Origin of the sequence: Roseibium sp. Sym1, assembly GCF_027359675.1 — a bacterium.
GTDB lineage: Bacteria > Pseudomonadota > Alphaproteobacteria > Rhizobiales > Stappiaceae > Roseibium.
On sequence record NZ_CP114786.1, the window covers coordinates 1,202,982 to 1,221,927 of the forward strand.

The following is an 18,946-nucleotide window of genomic DNA, read 5'->3' on the forward strand; positions in this document are numbered from 1 at the left end:
GCCTACCACCTGTAGTCCTGCAACAATCCCCAGGGCAGGGGGACACGCAGGACCTCGCCAAAGGCATATTGCAGCGCGACGACAACCGCGATGGACAGTGCCAGCGACCCCAACCAGTGCCCGGGACCCCGCAACCACATCAACATCGAGAAGATGCAGACGAAACCCGCTATCGGGAACCCCAGCCAATCCGACAGCAGGATGTAGAAAACCAGAATGCCGACAATCAAAAGAAAATTGGCGACAAGACGCGGCGATCCAATCCAGTCGAACGCCGTTGCCCAGGGTTCTGTTCCCCTGTTCCGCACGCCCTGAAACACCATCACCAGTCCCAGCACTGCCATTGCCCCCGCAATGGTGCGCGGGAAGAACGCGGCGCCGTAGTTCTGCCCCGGCATGACCCGGAAGTCCCTGGTGAGGTAGAAAACCAGAGCGGCGAAAAGGACGAAAAAGCCGCCCGATATTGCATCATTTACTTTCACGATCCTGCCCCCTGAAAACTCTGCCCCGGTCGGGAACCGGGACAGAGCGCGTTTGGATCAGTTGGCAATCCCGACTTTTTTCATCACAACGCCGAAATTCTCGTCCGCTGCCTGCATATAAGCCGCCGCCTCTTCAGCCGGGCGCCAGATCATGCCGAAGCCGCGCCCTTCCATGAACTCGCGATATTCGTCGGAATTGTAGGCCCTCTCCAGGGCCGGAACGAGCACGCTGGTCACCTCGTCCGGCAGTCCGGCAGGACCTGCAACCATGCGCCACGCACCGACGGTCCAGTCCGACCCGGTTGCCTCCTTCAGGGTCGGCACGTCCGGCATGATCTCCAGGCGCTCCTCGCCCATCGTGGCCAGCGCACGCACTTCACCCGCTTCGATCAGGGCGCGTCCTTCAGCCAGCGACGACGTCACGAAGGTAATGCCACCGGCGACCATGTCCTTGAGCGCGGGTGCAGCGCCCTGACTGGGGACCCAGGGAGCGACCGCGGGATCGACGCCTTCCGAAAGCATCCAACCGGCATAGCCCAGATGCCAGATGCCGCCCTGCCCGGTGCCCGAGCCGTTGAACGTCCCCTCCGGGCTGTCCTTGATCGCCGCCAGCAAGTCCGCGGCCGTTTCGAAGTTTGAATCGGCCTTCACCATCAGACCGCCGGAATCGAGATTGACCTGAGCAAGCACCGTGTAGTCCTTGTAGCTCAGGTCCGTCAGCCCGGCCCAGTGCATCATGGTGATCTCGACGGTCGGCATTCCGATCGTATACCCGTCCGGTGTTGCCGTCGCGATGGCCGAGTGGCCAACGACACCCGAGCCGCCTGTGCGGTTGACGACATTTACCGGTTGGCCGAGGTCTTTTTCCAGAAGCGATGCCAGAATGCGTCCGACGGCGTCGGTTCCGCCGCCCGCTCCCCAGGGCACGATGAAGGTTATGGGCCGGTCCGGATATTCCGCCAGCGCCGGAGAAACAAACCCCATGGCAACGACCGTGGCCATGGTGATTTTAATCGATTTAAAAAGCTTGCCTATTTTCATTTGCATTTCCTCCCTTGCACAGTCGTGCTGCGCTGCCTGTTGCGGTGAGTGTCAATTCCGACCGGCATTCAGCAGTTGGAACCAAGCCCGGCGACCAAAGCGACGGCCTGCTTGAAACCACCTTTTCCCGGGTCCTGCCCAGTCAATCCACCTCCATTGGATCGAAAGGTCGCCAACCCGGGAGGCAGCAACGACCGGCTCAAACTATCGCCGAAATAACTAGTATACAAGATATATATGATATACTTGTTGCCGGACGTCCCTACCCATTGAAATGACGGGCAAAATTCCCGGGAGCCGAACGGAGACCGGTCCAGTTTTCAAACGGAAGCGGACGGCAAAAGACTGTCTGGAGGCTGAAATGACCCGGGTGATCTTTGCTCTTACCCCCGGACGCCGCATGGCAATCAACGGGAGGACGCACCACGGGACGGAGCTCGGTTGCCCCCTGCTGCGGTGGTTTGCTTCAACGAAGCGCATCGTCCGGTCTGCGGGCGCGCGCCGAATTTCAGAGGTCTGCCGATTGCCTCCCCGACCCAAAACGGAATACCGAGCGGGTGGTATGGACCGCCCGTTTGCCGGCGCTCTCTGCCGCAGACCCCAAGACAAACGGGTTCCGGCAAATCCGGCCCGCTTCAACCCGTCGGATTGTTTCCGTCAGAGCGCTGCGCTCAAGGGACTTGCGGCGGATCGCGGCCCGGTCACAGCGGCCTGGGCGCGACCTCCTCAAACCGGGCCGTCTGCATCGGCCGGCCTTGAGACGGATCTGCGAAATTTCCATTGAAACTTTAAGCAATTGGTCTTTCGCCAGACCCTTGAAACCTATAGCTTATCCGGTGAATCACAGAGGTAAGCGATGCTAGAAACCGGCATATGGCTCAAGGGCGATTGGCACATGCATTCGCGCCATTCCACCGATAGCACCCACCACGGGATCGCACGCATCATCGCGTCTGCCAGGGGAGCCGGGCTCGACTATCTGGCGATCACGGATCACGATGTCCATGTGGCAGGTGCGGTTGCCGATCATACCTGGGCGGATCCGGACTTTCGCTCCGATCAACTGACCCTCTTCTACGGAGCCGAGCTGACGGCGGCGCGGGGCCATGCCAACATCCTTTCAGCCAGGCCTTACGATCATCAACGCGTTTTCGACGCGCGCGATGCGCGGGACTGGGATATCCGGGCGCTGAAGACCGAACTCGGCGTGCATTTTTCCGCCAACCATCCCGACACGCGCAACATCTACAGTTTTTCCTGGGATCTCGCCGACAGCATCGAGATCTGGAACACCAGCCAATGGGCGCGCAATGTGACGGGTCTTAGGATCTGGGACGACGTGCTGCTGTCGGGACGGATCATGCCGGCTCGCGGCGGCTCGGATGCCCATCACGGGGTCCCGGAGAACGGCGACATGGACCGGCCGGAAAGCGTCGAGGCACTCGGCAATGCGCCGGGTACGCCGACGACATGGGTCTTCGCGCAGGATCGCAGCCCGGAGGCGATCCTTGCCGCGCTCGAGGCCGGACGCACGAGCGTGAGCGCCAATCCCTACGCTCCGCGCGCCGAACTGATCGTCACGAACCGCGACGGAACCCTCTTCATGGGCGATATCGCCCCCGCATCGGGCGGCTCCGTCACCGTGCGGGTAACGCTTTCGGGAGGCCGGATCGAGGAGGCGCGCTACCGGGTGCGGATCATCTGCAACCGCAAGGAGGTCGCGCTTCTGTGGACCGATCCGGTGACGGGTGCGGCCGAGGCGACGCTTTCGCTGGAACCGGGCATCCGCGCCTATCTGCGCGCCGAGATCGAGGGACCGCAGACCCCCTTTCCCCCGGCACCTTACTGCACCAGCCAGAGCGGCACGATGGTCGCGCTGACCGGCCCGGTCTACTTCGGCTACGACCCGGCGTTCTAGGCTGCCCGCGCTCCTTCACCGAACGCGTCGATCAACATGAGCATGGTCAGCGCCTGTCCGTAGGGGGTCGGGATATTGGGAATGTCCTTGTAGAACTGCAGCGTGTGTCCCATGGGCGTGCCGTCGGAGACATGGGCGACGATCCCGTCCTCGCCGATACAGTCGAGCACCGCGCGGCGGGCGCTGGCAACGACCGTGGAATATTCCGGCGCAAGAAGCCCCTGTTCGATCCCCCGCGAAATGCCGTAAGCGATCCCGGCCGTGGCCGATGCCTCGATCGGGGAACCGGGGTCGTCGAGCAGCGTATGGAAATAGCCGTCGGCATTTTGCGCCGCCGCCAGCGCCGTGACCTGGGCGCGCAGTACGTTGGTGAGAAAACGGCGTTCGGGGCCCGATATGCCGGGCAGGATCGAGAACAGTTCGGGGATCGCGATGGTGATCCAGGAATTGCCCCGCGCCCAGAAGGCCCGTGCGAAATTGTGCCGTCCGTTGAAGGTCCAGCCGTGATACCAGAGCCCGGTGACCGGATCGGAAAGATAGCGGGCATGCACGAGGCATTGATAGACGGCCTCGTCGGTCCAGTCGGGCCGGTTCATGCGCTTGCCCGCAACGGCAAGGAAAAGGCACGTCATGAAGAGCGTGTCATCCCAAAGTTCGCCGTCATTGGCCCGTTCCTTGACCACATGCTGAAAACCGCCATCCTCGGTGCGCGCCAGCCCGGTCATGAGCCAGTCCGCCCAGTCGGCAACAAGGGCTTCCCAGTCGGGGCGGTCGACATGATCGAGCAGACAGGCCAGCGCCAGCATCGGCGCGGTCGAGTTGACCTGGCGCGGCGGCAGGCCGCGCGAGATCTGCCAGTCGTACCAGTCCGCCAGCACCGCGATGAGCCCTTTGTCCCCCGTGCTTTCCGCGTGGCGGAACAGCCCGTAGACGCCGACGCCAATTTCCCAGTCCCATTCGTCGAATTGCAGCCGGAACCCGTCGCCGTCGAGCGGTGCGGTGTCGTTGATGCCCCGCAGCCGCGCCAACCCAGTCGCCACGCTGGTCAATCGGGAAAGGAGAGTGTCCTGGCTGTGATGCATGGAAATCCTCGTTCTCTGGCGTTCAGGCTTCGGGAAAGCGGCGGGTGGAAATCTTGGGTGCGCGGGCATGTGTCGGGAAGGGGCAAGGCGTGTCGCCGCAGGTGAGACCTGTGGCGTAGTCGAGTGTCAGGTCGGGCCTTCCCGCGCGCGTCAGTCGAAGGGCGGCGGTTCCCTCAACAAACGACAGGCGGCAGTCGGCCGCGCAGGCTGCCAGTGAATCGAGGGAGTCGCCGTCATGGGCCGCGATCCACAGTGCCCAGCCGGTGCGGCGGCCGGCGCAGCGCCATTCGAGCCCGGCGCCGGGCCCGGTGGAGACCGGTTCGATCGGGCCGGTGGCCTTGAGGACGGCTGCGCCACGCCCCGAGGCTAGCACAAGGTAGTCCGGCCCCGCCACGTGGGCGTCGAAGGCGGCAAGGGGCGCATAGGCATGGGTGAAAGCCAGTCTCGGGTCCGCGCCGAGATCGCTGAACAACAGCGCGGTCTCGCCCGCCATGCCGAGACGCGGCATGATCCCGCTTCCGGCCCAGTAGGAGGGCCTTTCGGCGCCCCAGGGATCGTCATCGCCCGGGTGATTGATCCAGATGCGGGCGAAGGGATGATGGGCAGCTTGCAGGTCGATGAGGTGCTGCTGATGGCCGGATGCGCCAGGCATGGCGTCGATCGCGGCGGAAAGTTGCATGTCGGCGGTCTTGAAGGTCGCCAGCCGGCCCTGATCGCCGAAACCCTGGATGTAGCGCGTTTCGATGGCCGTGCGGGGCGCGGGTGCGGCAAGGGCAGCCAGATCTTCGGGCGGTGCGTAATCAGACAGGCAGAACATCGGCAGGGCCGCGACGCCTTTGCCCAGCCAGCCTTGCCCGAAGGCGACGGCGGCGAAGGGCGCGAGCTCGGTGAGCGGCCCTGCCCTGAGTTCCTTGTCGTAGGCGCGCCCCATGGAACCGGCCGCCACGCCGCCGGACGTGTGCAGCGCGATCATCGTGAAAAGCCTGTCGAGAATGGCCCGTGCCCGGCTGCGAATATCGCCTTCGGCCAAATGCGCGAGCGCCAGAAGTCCGATGAAGTCGATCGGGTAATAGGCGGCGGAATTCCATTCCGCGAGCCCGTGCTCCTCAACCGACGTCAACCAGCGTCCGAGCCGCCGGGCCGCCAGCACGGCATGCTGGGCCCCGGTCATGCCGCTGTTGGGAAAGACCGCCTCGGGGCAAAGCCGGCCGGCAAGATATTCGCTGACATGGAAGCAAAGCACATGGTTCTCTGACCAGAACCACATCGTGTCGTTGCCCGGCTCGTCCATCCAGTAGCGATAGCCCAGAACGGCCTTGCGGGCGGCGTCGGCCACGGTTTCGGGCAGCGCGGAAGCGTGGTCGTGGAGAAGCCAGAGCAACGGCACCATGACAAAGTCCGAGCAGTCGCGCCGGGTGGTTATTCCGTCGAGCGTGTCGGCGATTATGCTCTCCGCCGTGGTGTCCCAGTCGCGTCCGAGCGCGCAGGCGGCAAGCAGGCGGCCGATGCGCGGCTCGCCGTGATCGGCGGCATGAGCGAGCGCCGCGCGCTTGCGCGCGGCAAGCGTGCCGGGCAGGTGGGCTTTGGCGAGATCCGCCATTCGGGCAAAGGCAATCCGGCGATGCAGCCGGGTCTGGCCGATGGAGAAGGTCAAGTCGAGCGGATGATAGCCGTCGCCAAGTCCGGTCGTGTCGAAGCTGAGCGTATCGGCACCGCGCGCAAGGACCAGATCGGTCTTAAAAAGCGGCGGCTGATGGGTGAGATGGACACTGGGCGGCACAGATGCCCGGACCGCCACGTCGCGCGGCGCCGGTGCGTCGATGCGAAGGGTGACCGGCGCGTCGCCGGAAAAGACGACCGCATCCGGGCGGATATCGCGCGCCAGCGCCATCAGCAGATCGAGGGTTTCCGGGTCTGCCTGGCTCGGCACCTCGCTGGTCAGCGTGCCCTCACCGACCCAGGTCAGCTCGACAAAATAGCTTGTGTCGCGCTCGGCCATCTCCTCGATGAGCAGCACGACCTCGCTGCCCTCGGGGCGCAGGGGCAAGGTGAGCGCGGTCTCCTGCACCTCGTTGCGGCGATAGGGCTCGAACGCGGCGACATGGGCCCCGTCGACCCAGACATGGACCCCGCCACAGGTTGCAAGCCGAAAGGGCGCGGCGCCGTCGCCGGACGGGATCAGCCGGGTACGCGCGCCGCGGGCGAGCCGGTGCGGAAGATGCCAGAACCCCGAGAAATCGAGCCGCCGGTTGAAGCCCGGCAGCGAAATGTCGGTGTCGGGAACCTCGGGCATGGGCGGCATTTGCCGGGTCGCCACCTCGTCCCAGGTCGCGGTCCGGCAGGGCAGGTCGCCGACATCGACGAAACCGTTGACGAACCGGTAGTCCACCCGGTCCTCGAGCGGCGCGGGTGTGCCCGCGAAGGGCCGCGCCGTCAGCGGTCCGAGGGCAAAAGCGGTAACGGTTTCGCCGGGCTGGACGGGAAAACGGGCACTCACGACAGCGTCTCCAGCGCCAGTTCGATGGCGTCGATCATCCCGGGAAGCTCTTCAAGCCGGTCAATCCGGAAATCCGGGGTTTCGGCGGGCGAGGCGGGCGCGTGGCTCCGCTTTTTCGACCAGGCGACGAAGAGGCTCACAAGGCCCGCGGCGTTGGCGCCTGCGATGTCGCGTTCAAGATTGTTCCCGACCATGACGACGCGGCTCCGCCTTTGAACACCAAGGCCCTGGAGCGCCGTTTCGAACATGACCGGCGCGGGTTTCAATTCACCGACATCGCCTGAAATCACATGGGCCTGCATCAGGTGCCAGATCCCGCGGGGCTTGAGGAGGTTCTCGAAGGTTTCACGCGGCCCGTCCGCCACCAGCACGAGCGGGTAGCCCATCGCGTCGAGCGCGCGCACCGCATCCATCGCACCGGGGATTTCCTCCGCCTCGAGCACAACCTCGGTGCCGGGGCGCTTGACCTCGGTCGTCTCGTCGATCAGCGTGTCGCCGCAATCGAGAAAGAGACCCTCCAAATGAGGCACCTTGCACGGCAGCGCGGAGATCAGCTCCCGCATCCGGGCGGGTATCCATGCTGCGAGCGTGGCCCAGTCGGTGAGCGCGGGCTCTGGTGCCGGCTCGAATTCGAAGCTCGGCTCGAATGCCGCGCGGCGCATGGCGAGCCGGGCAAGGCGATGCGCGCGCGCATCGGCAGCATAGGCCCCGGCCTCGGCGAAAGGATTGCCAAGATGCACCCCGTCACGCCCGGCCTCGGCGCCGCACAGTGTGCGGATCATCGCACCGGCGATGAAGGACATGGGCCGCGCCTCGGCCCAGATCGCATGTTTGCCCGGCTCCATGAAAAGATGCGGCCGCGCGCCCTCCATGGCCGGAAGACCGGATCCGTAGTCGAGCGAGACACGAAAGCCGTGCATGGACCCCTCGACGCGGACCACTTCCCCCTCCCGGTCGAGATGGACCCAGACATGTTCGAGATCGTAGAGATGCTGAATGTCCCAGTCGTGCCAGATTGCATATTCGATGACTGTTCCGCCCTCGGGCGGGCGAAGATGAAATTTCGAGGATGGTGACTGCGCGGGCGCGCGGTGCACGGAATAGCCCATTGCAAGCGGCGGCGCGGGCTCGCGCAGGTCCACGTGAAGCAGCGGCGCATGACGTGCGGCAAGCTCTGCGTCGGTGCCCGTTCCGGCACGCGTCAAAGCGGGCAAGGACACGGAGAACAGCGTCATTCCGTCACCCCGCGCAAGGTTAGTTCGGTCGCGTGATGGCAGCGCACCTGCCGGCCATCGATCTCCGCCAGCGGCGGCTCCGTTCGTGAGCAAAGCTCGCTCGCATAGGGGCAGCGCGGATGGAAGGCGCAGCCCGGCGGCGGATTTGTCGCGTCGGGCACCTCGCCTTTGACCACCACCCGTTTGCCCGACCTGCGCTTGGCCGGATCGGGCTGGGGCACGGCGCCCAGAAGCGCCTCGGTATAGGGATGGCGGGGACGCTCGAAAAGCGCCTCCGTCTCGCCCATCTCGACAATCTGTCCGAGATACATCACGGCGATCCGGTCGGAGATATGTTCGACCATGCCAAGATCGTGCGTGATGAAGAGATAGGTCAGGTCGTTTTCTTCCTGCAGGTCCTGCAGGAGATTGATGTTCTGCGCCGCGACCGAGACATCCAGCGCCGAGACCGCCTCGTCCGCAACGATGAGCGCGGGCGAGAGCGCGAGCGCGCGGGCGATGCCGATGCGCTGGCGCTGGCCGCCGGAAAAGGCGTGCGGGTAACGCGCGGCATATTCGGGACGCAGCCCGACGGCGCGCAGGAGTTGCGCCACGCGCGCCGCAATGGCGTCCCTGGAATAACCGTGCACGAGCATCGGCTCGCCGACGAGTTCAAGGAGTGTCATGCGGGGATTGAGCGAGGAATAGGGATCTTGAAAGATCATCTGCATCTCGCGGCGGATGCTGCGAAGGGCCTTGTCGTCGAGTGCCGAAATATCGGCGACGGAACCGTCGGTACGTCGGAAGAGGACCTGTCCGCCGGTGAGCGAATAGGCCCGCAACATGAGCCGGGCCACGGTCGATTTGCCGGAGCCGCTTTCGCCCACGAGCCCGAAGGTTTCCCCCTTGCGGATGTCGAAAGTCACATCCTGAACGGCCTTCAGGACATGGGACTTGCCATCGCTGCGCACGGGGAAATGCTTGGTCAGGCCGCGCACCCTCATCAGGACGTCGTCAGGCAGGGCCTCAGGGGGAAGAATGTGGCTCATTCGGACACCTCCGGCAGCTCTCCGGCGAAGTGACAGAGTGCACTCTGGCCGTTCGCGAAGCTGCGTTGCGGCGGCAGGCCCGTCGCGCAGGGGGTTGATCTGGCAAAGTCGCAGCGGGTGTGGAACGGACAGCCTGCCGGGATGTTGTACGGGTCGGGCACGGAGCCGCGGATCGTCTTGAGCCGGCGGACCTTTTTCTGACCAAGACGGGGAATGGACTGCAGCAGCGCGCGGGTATAGGGGTGCTTGGGCGCATAGAAGATGTCCTCGACCGCGCCGGTTTCGACGATGCGGCCCAGATACATCACCGCAACGCGGTCGGCGATATCGGCGACGACACCGAAATTATGGGTGATGAAGACGATCGCCATGCCGAACTCTTCCTGCAGCGACTTCAGCAAGTCGAGAATTTGCGCCTCGGTCGTCACATCGAGCGCGGTCGTCGGTTCGTCGGCGATCAGCAAAGCCGGGTCGCAGGACAGCGCGAGCGCGATCATCGCCCGCTGGCGCATGCCGCCCGACATCTGGTGCGGATAACGGTCGACCATGCGCTCGGGATGGGGAAGCTGCACCTTGCCCAGAAGCTCGATGGCGCGGGCGCGCGCCTCCGACCGGGAACAGCGGCGATGGAGCTGAACCGTGCGCATGATCTGGGTTCCGACCGTATGAACCGGCGAAAGCGCCGTCATCGGCTCCTGAAAGATCATGCCGATCTGGCCGCCGCGCAGCCGCCGCATGAGCCGGCTGTCGCGCCGCTGGCCGGACAGCTCCTCGGTGCGGCCGTCATGGCAGAATCGGATCGAGCCGCCCGGCCCCTCGACCGCGTTGCGCGCCAGGAGCCGCATCACCGCACGAACGGTGACGGACTTGCCCGAGCCGCTTTCACCGACGATGCCGAGCACTTCGCCCCGGTTCACGTGATAGGTGACCCCCGAGACCGCATCGACGCGCCCGTCGCGGGTGTCGAAGGAAATCTTGACGTCGCGCAGGTCCAGGAGGCGCTCGGCGGGAAGAGACATGTCGTTGTTCACTCGTTTCGCTCCTCAATGGCCGTAGGGGTCGGCCGCGTCGCGCAGACCATCGCCGAGGAAATTGAACGCCAGCACCACGCAAACCACCGCGGCACCGGGTGCCAGCAGCCACGGGGCGAGCGAAATCGAGCGCAGGTTCTGGGCGTCCTGCAGCAGCACACCCCAGGAAACCACCGGGGGGCGGAGGCCAAGCCCGAGAAAAGAAAGCGCCGTTTCCCCGAGGATCATTTCGGGCACCGCGAGCGTCATGGCCGCGATAATGTAGGACGTCATGGCAGGCAGCATGTGTTTGGTGATCACCCGGTACTCGCTGGCCCCCGCAAGTCGCGCAGCCATGACGTAATCCTCGGTCCGGAGCGACAGGAAGCGTCCGCGCACGACGCGTGCCAGATGGGTCCAGCCGATCAGGGCGAGGATGAGGGTGATGAGGACATAGACAAAAAGCGGGTCCCATGCGATCGGCAGAGCGGCGGCGAGCCCCATCCAGAGCGGAATCGTCGGCACCGATCGGATGAACTCCATCAGGCGCTGGATCGAGGCATCGAGAATGCCGCCGAAATAGCCCGAGATCGCGCCGAAAAAGAGCCCCAGCACAAAGGCGAAAATCACCCCGACAAGCCCCGCGGAGAGCGTGACACGCGCGCCGTAGACGAGCCGCGAGAACAGATCCCGCCCAAGGCTGTCAGTGCCCAGGAGGGTGAGTTTCTGCTTGCGGTGCTCGATGCCGAACAGATGGAGATCGGCCTCCCAGATCCCCCAGAACTCGTAGCGGTCGCCCTTGACGAAGAACTTGATCGGCAGGGGCTTGTCGCGGTTTTCCTGATAGGTCACCCGGGCGGTTTCCTTGTCGCGTGTGCGTTTGAGCTCATAGACGAAGGGCCGGTGGAACGCGCCGTCGTGCCAGATGCGAACGGTTTGTGGCGGCACGAAGGTTTGAAGCCGCTCGATCTCGCCGGGCGCGTAGGGAGCCACGATCTCGGCGAAGATCGCGGTGAGATAGGCGAAGACGAGGAAGACCAGCGAGACGACGGCCAGCTTGTGCTTCTTGAACCGCCACCAGATCAGGGTCCAGGCGTTGGCGGTGTAGAGGTTTTCCTCGGTTTCAGGCGCGGAATGGATCGGGTCTTGAATCTGATCGGTCATGACGGAGCCCTCACGCGTAGCGGATGCGCGGATCGGACCACGCCAGCAGGATGTCGGAGACCATCGTGCCGATGACCGTGAAAACGCTGAGTATCAGAATGAAGGAACCGGCGAGATACATGTCCTGCATCTTGAGCGACTGCAGCAGCAGCGGGCCTGTCGTCGGCAGGTTGAGCACCACCGCCGTGATCACGTCACCCGAAAACAGCGCCGGCAGCGCCCAGCCGACAGTCGAAATGAACGGATTGAGCGCCACGCGCACCGGGTAGCGCCAGACGACCTGCCGCTCCGACAGGCCTTGGGCATAGGCGGTCTCGACATAGGGCTTGCCAAGCTCGTCGAGCATGTTGGCGCGCATGACGCGGATCAGCCCCGCGGCACCACCCGTGGCGAGCACGACGACCGGGATCCAGATATGGCCAAGGATGTTGAGAGCCTTGGCCCAGCTCATCGGCGCGCCCTCGTACTGGGGCGACATGAGGCCGCCCACATCCATGTTGAGCCAGGCGAAGCCCATCCACATCAGCACAAGCGCGAGCAGGAAATCGGGGATGCCCTTGCCCAGGAACCCGAAGACGGTGAAGACATAGTCGAAGACCGAATACTGCCGGGTGGCGGAATAGACGCCGACGGGAATGGCGATGATCCAGGTGAAGATCAGCGACAGTGTCGACAGAATGAGCGTGATCGCCAGGCGGTCCCAGATCAGTTCGGAAACAGGCGCGTTCCAGTGGAAGGACTGGCCGAAATCGCCCCTGAGGAGGATCGCCGATATCCAGCGCCAATACTGGATGACGATCGGATCGTTGAGCCCCAGCGCGGTACGGATTTCCTCTTCTTGAAGCGGCGTGACGAATTCGCCGTTGTTGCGCATCTCCGCCACCATGGCGGTGACGTAGTCGCCCGGAGGAAGCTGGATGATCAGGAAGGACACGAAGGACACGACCACCAGAACAGGCAGCGCCCAAAGCATCCTCTTGACGATAAATCCGAACATCTGGCACCGATCTTCACGAGTTGGAAAACGGAACGTCCGGCGATGCCCGATTGACGGGACCGCGAACGCAGAATTGAAAACCCCGAACCGGCACAGATGGCCGGTCCGGGGCAAGTCTGGGGGTAAGCTTATTCGCTAATCCACATCTGCTGGGTGCGGGCAATGCCGATCCCGCGCGTGATGTTGTCCTCGACGAAGCCGTCACGCAGATTGTGGAAGCTGTTCTTGACGATGACCGGGGTCGCCACTTCGCCGACAAGGCCGATGACCCAGCCCGCGTCCACGAAGCCCGAGATCATCTCCATCGTCGCCGCATCTGCGTCCTCGATCGAGGCAGCGCTGGTGGCACGGTCCCATGCCGCCCAGACGTCGCGGATGGGATGATCCGCAGCCGGCTCAATGCCGCTTTCGCCGCCGGTCCGATACCAGGTGAAGTATTCGTTGGCGAAAAAGTCGCTGCCCATCATGATCCGCGGATCGGCAGGGACGATCGAAAGACGGTCGAACGGCACCAGCTGCATCTGGAAATTGTTGTTCTTGCGGTTGTCGTCCCACTGGGTCCGGTCGATAAGACGCGGCAGCAGCTCCACGCCCACATCGGCGTAGTTCTCGGAAAGGATCTCCAGAACGTTGGTGTAGGCGTCATTGTTGTTCTCCACCACGATGGTGAAGCGCTCGCCGTCCGGGCGCAGGCGATAGCCGTCCGCGTCGCGCTCGGTCAGACCGGCCGCGTCCAGAAGCGCGTTGGCGGCATCGGGATCGTATTCGGTCCAATGGCTTTCGAGTTCGGCGTCGAAATAGGGCGAACCGGAGATCGGCGAGGCGCTGCGCGGCTCTCCAAGTCCGGAAAAGGCCAGCTCGTTGATCGTCTCCCGGTCAGCCGCGATCGAGAGCGCCTGGCGCACTTCGGCGGTCTCGAAGAGCCCGCGCAGAACCTCGTCCTCCACCGTCAGGTTCGGCACCAGCGACCAGACGTTGGCGGAACGCGAGGATTTGACGTCATAGCCGCCCTTTTCGGCGTTTTCCTTGTAGAAGGTGAAATCGTTCGCCGTGACATAGCGTTGCTGCATGTCGATCTGGCCCTGCACGATCATCAGGTTGAACGCGTCCTGCGCCTCGAACAGACGATGCTCGATCACGTCGATATATGGCAGCTGGTTACCCTCCTGATCGACGGCCCAGTAGTAGGGATTGCGAACCATGGTGACCTTGTCGCCATTGACGCCGCCCTGCACTTTCCACGCGGTGATGACCGGCAGGTCCTCGTTGAACCACCACGCAGTCACGCTGCCCTTGGATCCCCAGAGCTTGGTCCAGTCCTCGACCTGATAGTCGGCGGCGGCCTTGGCAAGCTCCTCCGCGGTCGCATGATGGTTGTTGAACTGCTTGAGATAATGCGCGGGCGCGATGAAGGACGGCCGGTCAAGGCTCGGGCCACCGGTCGAATCCTGCGCCAGGATATTCAGGAAGTAGACGTAGGGCTGACCGAATTTCACCTTGAAGGTGCGTCCGTCGACGATCTCGATTTCCAGCGGCTCGCCGCCCGGCGCCAGATAGGTTTCGAAATTCGGGGTCAGCTCCTTGTTGAGGAAGATGTCGTTGTACCAGAAGGAGACGTCCTCCGTGGTCACCGGGTGGCCGTCCGACCACTTCAACCCTTCAAGCAGGGTGAAGGTGAACTCCGAACTGTCCTCATTGACCGAATAACTCTCGATATAGGCCGGTGTCAGGATGACATTGCCATCAGCGTCGGTAGCGTATTTGAGTACACGCTCTTCCATGAGCTTGGTCGGGCCCCAGCGGTCGCCCGGCCCCTTGAACGCGCGCTGCCACTTGCCGCCATACTGCCCAACCTCCATCGCGGTCACGACCGTGGGTTTCACAGGCAAGCGCTCTTCCACAGGCGGCAGGTCGCCGGCAGCGACCCGCTCGGCGAGTATCGGAGCCTCATTGAATGCCCAAGCTGCCGAGACCAGGCTCGAGCTTGCAAAAAGGGCTGCGATCGTCACGCGGCGTAGCGAGCGTGTGTACGAAAATTTTTTCATTCCCTTTCCTCCCGTCAGATCGACTTGTTTCTTGATGCAAAAATATTCATTTGCATAGCGTGGTTGCGTCGTCTTTATGCAAAGTACTATTGCGGGCTCATGAAAATCAAACTGAAAAAATTTTCATTAGACGGCATCGTTTTTCACAGCGTGCGCATCCCGGACACTGGCGCGCTCGATCACGTTGCAACCCAGCTCAACCCTGCGGGCGGCACGTTGTCCCCGCCCCGCCAGGATTCGCTGCTGCAGCAAAGAGAGGGCTTCCGCGGCAAACTGGTCCATCGGGACGGCAACCGTTGTGAGCGGCGGGTCGTGGAATTCGCCCAGGGCGACCCCATCGAACCCTATGACCGAGATGTCCTCGGGAACCCGATAGCCCGCCGCACGCAGCGCCCGGATCGCGCCGAAGGCAAGGTTGTCGGCAGCGCAAAAAAGCGCCGTTGCGGTGCCCGGACCATTCTCCTGCGAAAGCCACCTTGCGATCCGCTCCTCGCCGCAGGCGGGTTCAAAGCTGCGCGCGACGAGCACGCCGTCCGGCGCCGCCTCGATTCCCGCCTCCTCCAACGCATCAAGAAAACCGTCCTGCCGGCGCCGCATGGTCTTGCGCCCGGCGAAGGTCAGGTGACGGATGTCGCGGTGGCCGCGCGTGATGAGCCGGCGCGTCGCCTTCTGCGCGGCAAAGCGGTTGCCCGGCGTTACGCTGTCGATGAGCATGTTGGGGTCTTCGCCATTGATCAGCACCGCGGGCATGCCGCTCGAGGCCACGGCAGAAAGCAGTGCCTCGTCGTCATCGTTGAGCAGCACCAGCCCGTCAACGCCGGCTTCGCGCGCCGCGGCGACGAGGTCGGACGGACCGACCTTGCTGTGCAGTGCAAAGGGCGTGACGTGGATACCGCGCGCATCGCACTCACGTGAGAGACTCGAAAGAATGGTCCAGGAAACCAGGTTGAGATCATTGTGCGGCAACGCATCCTCTGGCGCCGCGAGCATCACCTTGGTAATCGTGGCGATCGCTCCCTTGGCCTGGCGGCGTGCCAGGTAGCCCAGGGACTTCGCCACCTCAAGCACCCGGTCGCGCACCTCGTCCGAGATCGACGCCGTGCCGTTGAGGACATGGGATACAGTGGACATCGCCACGCCGGCCGCTTCGGCAATTTCCCGGATGCCGACCTTCTTGCCTGTCATCTAGTTTTCTCCTGTGTCCTGTGCCCGGGTCCGCCGCCGTTCCAGGCGGAGCGTAACGATCTTGAACGGGGCAAATTCAATCTCCGTCTCGTTTTTGCCGTCGAGTGCGATTTCCGCTTGTGGCGTCTCCAGCAGATCGGCAAAGGAGACGGACGCGATGCAGGCATCGAAGCGGAGGCGCGCCCGTGTGTGTGCGCCGTGCCGCTCCCAGAGCCGCAGAACGATGGCATCGCCGTCTTCGGCGGGCTTGATTGCCTCGAGCGCCACCGCATCACCGTCAAGCGAGACGATCCCCTCCAGATCCGCCATCGCTCCTGCACCGCCCCGCAAGAGCCTCGGCGGGTGATTGAACGCCTCGGCGCGCGCGGGAAGCTCGGCAATGCCATGGTGCAAGGCAATGGCGTAGCGCAGGCGATGCACACCGATATCGGCACCGTCCCAAGGCCATGTCGGCGCCCGCAGCAGCGTCAGGCGCAAGGTCGCGTCTTCCGCGTCGTAGCCGTATTTGCAGTCGTTGAAGAGCGCCAGGCCGAAATCGCCGTCGGTCATCGCGACCCAGCGCAGCATGGGCAGTTCGAATTTCGCCTGGTCCCAGCTCGTGTTGCGGTGGCTGGCGCGGGTCACATGGCCGAACTGGGTCTCCGCAACGGAGGCATTTGTGCGCAGTGCCAGCGGGAAGGCCGCCTTGACGAGTGTGTGGGGCTCGGCCCAGTCGATATAACAATCGACCTCGAGTTCCCTCGCCTCGGCGCCGAGCGAAATCACCTGCACGATACGCGAGCGCTCATACGCCCATTCCAGCCGGAGCGCTGCCCGGTAAGGGCCGGTTTCGACGACTTCGCAGCGCTGCAGATCGTCGATTTCCCACATCTGGTCCAGATACGTCGGGTCGATGTCCCAGGCATCGAATTGTGCGGGACGGTCGCGAAAGGCCACAAGCCGATTGGCCGGTCCAGCCAGGATCTCGCGGCCCGCCCCCTTGTCGCTGAGTGACGTCAGACGGCCGGCGGTGTCGAACTCCGCCCGCAGATGGACATTTTCGAGATGGCCGGTGCCGACCGAAAGCCCACCCGTGCCGGTGGCGGCGGGAGCGGGCGTAAGCGTCACGCGGCGCGCACCCGCAACAGGCACCGGGGGCAGGGGCGCGATATGGGCGACGGTGCCGTCGGCGCGGTTGATGACTTGCGAGGGCGCCCCGTCCAGTGCGCAGCTCTCCCGGGCATCGAAACTCACCAGCCCGCCGCGCGGTGCCCCGAGCGCGTTGAGCACGATGTCCCCGCCGAGCTCTGCTGCAAGCCGCGCCTCCAGATCAGAGGCCTGTGCGAAGAATGTCTCGAAATCCGCGCGGCTGTCTGCATAGACCTCCGCAATCGAGGACCCGGGCAGAATGTCGTGGAACTGGTTCAGGAGAACGATGTCCCAAAGCGCGGCCAGTTCGGTCCGGGGAGCGTCCACCCCGGCGCGCACCATCGCCAGAACCGCCAGCGCTTCCAGATCGCGCAAGACCGCCTCGGCGCGCCGGTTGTTGCGCTTGACCTCGGCAACGGAGGTGAACGTGCCCCGGTGAAATTCCAGGTAAAGCTCGCCGACCCACGCCGGATAGGCGCCCGGATCGGCCTGCATCCGTTCGACCAGGTCGGTGAAGAACGGCCCCATCGGCCCGTGTTCGACACGCGGACAGCCCGGGATGCCCCTCTCCATCCGGCGAATCTGCTCGAGCATGCCGCGGGTCGGACCGCCGCCGCCGTCGCCGTGACCATAGACCAGCCAGAGCCTGTCATGGTCCGCCTTCTGGCTGAAGCGGCGCCAGGCCCCCATGACATGACTGGGCCGCAGGTCGGGGCAGTAGGTGGTTCCGATCGAGGTGCTTTCGACCGGCTGGGTCGTGAGGAAATAGGTAGGCGCGCGGGTCCCGTCGAGCCCTTCCCACCAAAAGATCTCGTGGGGCATCCGGTTGGTGTCGTTCCAGCTCATCTTGTGCGTGACGAACACGTCGAGCCCGGCCAGTGCCATGATCTGGGGAAGCGCGGCGGAGTAGCCGAATGTGTCGGGAAGCCACACGATGCGCGGACGTATGCCGAACGTTTCCTGATGATAGCGGATACCTTTGAGGATATGGCGCACGAGGCTTTCGCCCCCGGTCATGTTGGCGTCCGGCTCCAGCCACAGGGCCCCTTCTATCTCCACCTGTCCGCCTGCCTGGCGCGCCTTGAGGCGTTGAAAGAGCTCAGGGTAATCGCGTGCCAGCGCATCGAGAAGAAAACCCTGATTATACATGAAGATGTAGTCGGGATACTCCTCCATGAGCCCCAGGACCGTGGCGACGGAACGGGCCATTTTCTGGCGGGTTTCGCGTACCCGCCACAGCCATGCGACGTCGATATGCGTATGGCCGGTCACCGTGATTGTCGGCACGGCTTCCGTGTCGGCGGTTTCGTAGATGCTGCGGGCGACCTGGCGCGCGGCCCGAACACTGCCGGCGCGGCGATCCGGATTACCGGGGCGCAGATCGACCACGTTAAGCGCCGCGTAGACCGTACCGAGAATCCGATCACGCCGGTGATCCGTTTCAGGCAGGTGCCGGGCGACATCGAGAGGTGTCGCGAGATCGTAAAAAAGCATCTCCATCTCGGCGTCACGGGTCAGCACGGTGAGCGCGAAACCGATCTGGTGGCGATCCTCGATCGTGCCCGCCTCGATCATGATGTCGAAACGGGCCCCCGTCCGGGCAGCGTCCGAAAGCCGGACCAACCGGTGATTATAATCGCCGCCCTGCGCGATTTCGCCGTTGATCCGCACGAGGCATTGCGGATCCGAACGGCCCATGACGCGCCCGAATTGCGCGTCGATGCGGAGCCAGAGATCGGCACCCTCGAGAGCTTCGGGCACCGTGAAACGTCCGGAAAACCAGAAATAGCTTTGCGGGCGGCCCCAGATCGTGGCGGGACCGACGCTGCGCCAGTCGTGGTGAGGACCGTCGAGCATATGGTCCCGGTCTGCGGGTGCGGCCTCGGCCCAACGCAGCGGAACATCAAGCCCGGTTTCGCACCAGGCTTCGGCCTCGAGCGTCGCCACCAGATGGTCCAGCTGCGCGATTGTTGGCATGTTTCGTCTCCCTGGTAGGTGAAATTTTTTCATTAAATTACAGAATTGTCGAGTGGCGATTAATCCAATATTACAAGTCATAACAAGGGAATAATGTTAAATCTGCATCGATTTTCCAAAATTTCCGAATGAATTCAGTATGAAAAATATTCCATTG

General features: G+C 63.8%; 13 protein-coding genes. 1 reads left to right on the forward strand and 12 read right to left on the reverse strand.

Annotated features, from left to right (window positions below; translation table 11 throughout):
• Positions 1 to 2 precede the first annotated feature (2 nt).
• Together O6760_RS05470 and O6760_RS05475 are read right to left on the reverse strand one after the other, a co-directional pair.
• Positions 3 to 482, reverse strand: coding sequence for a tripartite tricarboxylate transporter TctB family protein (locus O6760_RS05470; protein ID WP_269584472.1), 480 nt, complete (start codon positions 480 to 482; stop codon positions 3 to 5).
• Positions 483 to 539: 57 nt separating this feature from the next.
• On the reverse strand, positions 540 to 1,523 hold the full coding sequence (locus O6760_RS05475; RefSeq protein WP_269584473.1) for a tripartite tricarboxylate transporter substrate binding protein: 984 nt from the start codon (positions 1,521 to 1,523) through the stop codon (positions 540 to 542).
• 856 nt (positions 1,524 to 2,379) lie between these two features.
• On the opposite strand from O6760_RS05475, the gene O6760_RS05480 reads away from it, so the two are divergent.
• Entirely contained in the window at positions 2,380 to 3,441 is a 1,062-nt protein-coding gene (locus O6760_RS05480; protein WP_269584474.1) for a CehA/McbA family metallohydrolase, read from the forward strand.
• On the opposite strand, the gene bglB is transcribed toward O6760_RS05480, so the two are convergent.
• The 10 genes from bglB to O6760_RS05530 form a co-directional block, all read right to left on the reverse strand.
• Positions 3,438 to 4,523 carry a beta-galactosidase BglB gene (gene bglB, locus O6760_RS05485; RefSeq protein WP_269584475.1) on the reverse strand — a complete coding sequence of 362 codons (1,086 nt, stop codon included), beginning with the start codon at positions 4,521 to 4,523 and terminating at the stop codon, positions 3,438 to 3,440. The two genes, O6760_RS05480 and bglB, sit on opposite strands and share 4 nt — an antisense overlap.
• Before the next feature lie 22 nt (positions 4,524 to 4,545).
• Complete coding sequence (locus O6760_RS05490; protein ID WP_269584476.1) at positions 4,546 to 7,020, reverse strand: hypothetical protein; 2,475 nt, start codon at positions 7,018 to 7,020, stop codon at positions 4,546 to 4,548.
• Positions 7,017 to 8,255, reverse strand: a complete 1,239-nt coding sequence (locus O6760_RS05495; RefSeq protein ID WP_269584477.1) for an HAD family hydrolase — start codon at positions 8,253 to 8,255, stop codon at positions 7,017 to 7,019. Before O6760_RS05495 ends, O6760_RS05490 begins: the two co-directional genes overlap by 4 nt.
• On the reverse strand, positions 8,252 to 9,283 hold the full coding sequence (locus O6760_RS05500; protein WP_269584478.1) for an ABC transporter ATP-binding protein: 1,032 nt from the start codon (positions 9,281 to 9,283) through the stop codon (positions 8,252 to 8,254). Before O6760_RS05500 ends, O6760_RS05495 begins: the two co-directional genes overlap by 4 nt.
• The gene (locus tag O6760_RS05505) at positions 9,280 to 10,302 is read right to left on the reverse strand and encodes an ABC transporter ATP-binding protein (RefSeq protein ID WP_442969918.1); all 1,023 of its coding nucleotides are present in this window, start codon (positions 10,300 to 10,302) and stop codon (positions 9,280 to 9,282) included. Before O6760_RS05505 ends, O6760_RS05500 begins: the two co-directional genes overlap by 4 nt.
• Positions 10,303 to 10,326: 24 nt before the next feature.
• Positions 10,327 to 11,457, reverse strand: coding sequence for an ABC transporter permease (locus tag O6760_RS05510; RefSeq protein WP_269584480.1), 1,131 nt, complete (start codon positions 11,455 to 11,457; stop codon positions 10,327 to 10,329).
• Between the two features lie 10 nt (positions 11,458 to 11,467).
• Complete coding sequence (locus O6760_RS05515) at positions 11,468 to 12,454, reverse strand: ABC transporter permease (protein ID WP_269584481.1); 987 nt, start codon at positions 12,452 to 12,454, stop codon at positions 11,468 to 11,470.
• A gap of 128 nt (positions 12,455 to 12,582) precedes the next feature.
• Complete coding sequence (locus O6760_RS05520) at positions 12,583 to 14,499, reverse strand: ABC transporter substrate-binding protein (protein ID WP_269584482.1); 1,917 nt, start codon at positions 14,497 to 14,499, stop codon at positions 12,583 to 12,585.
• Positions 14,500 to 14,625: 126 nt separating this feature from the next.
• A complete protein-coding gene (locus tag O6760_RS05525) occupies positions 14,626 to 15,684 on the reverse strand; it encodes a LacI family DNA-binding transcriptional regulator (RefSeq protein ID WP_269584483.1) in 1,059 nt (352 codons plus the stop codon).
• On the reverse strand, positions 15,685 to 18,789 hold the full coding sequence (locus O6760_RS05530) for an alpha-mannosidase (protein WP_269584484.1): 3,105 nt from the start codon (positions 18,787 to 18,789) through the stop codon (positions 15,685 to 15,687). It lies immediately after the preceding gene.
• Between the last annotated feature and the right edge of the window lie 157 nt (positions 18,790 to 18,946).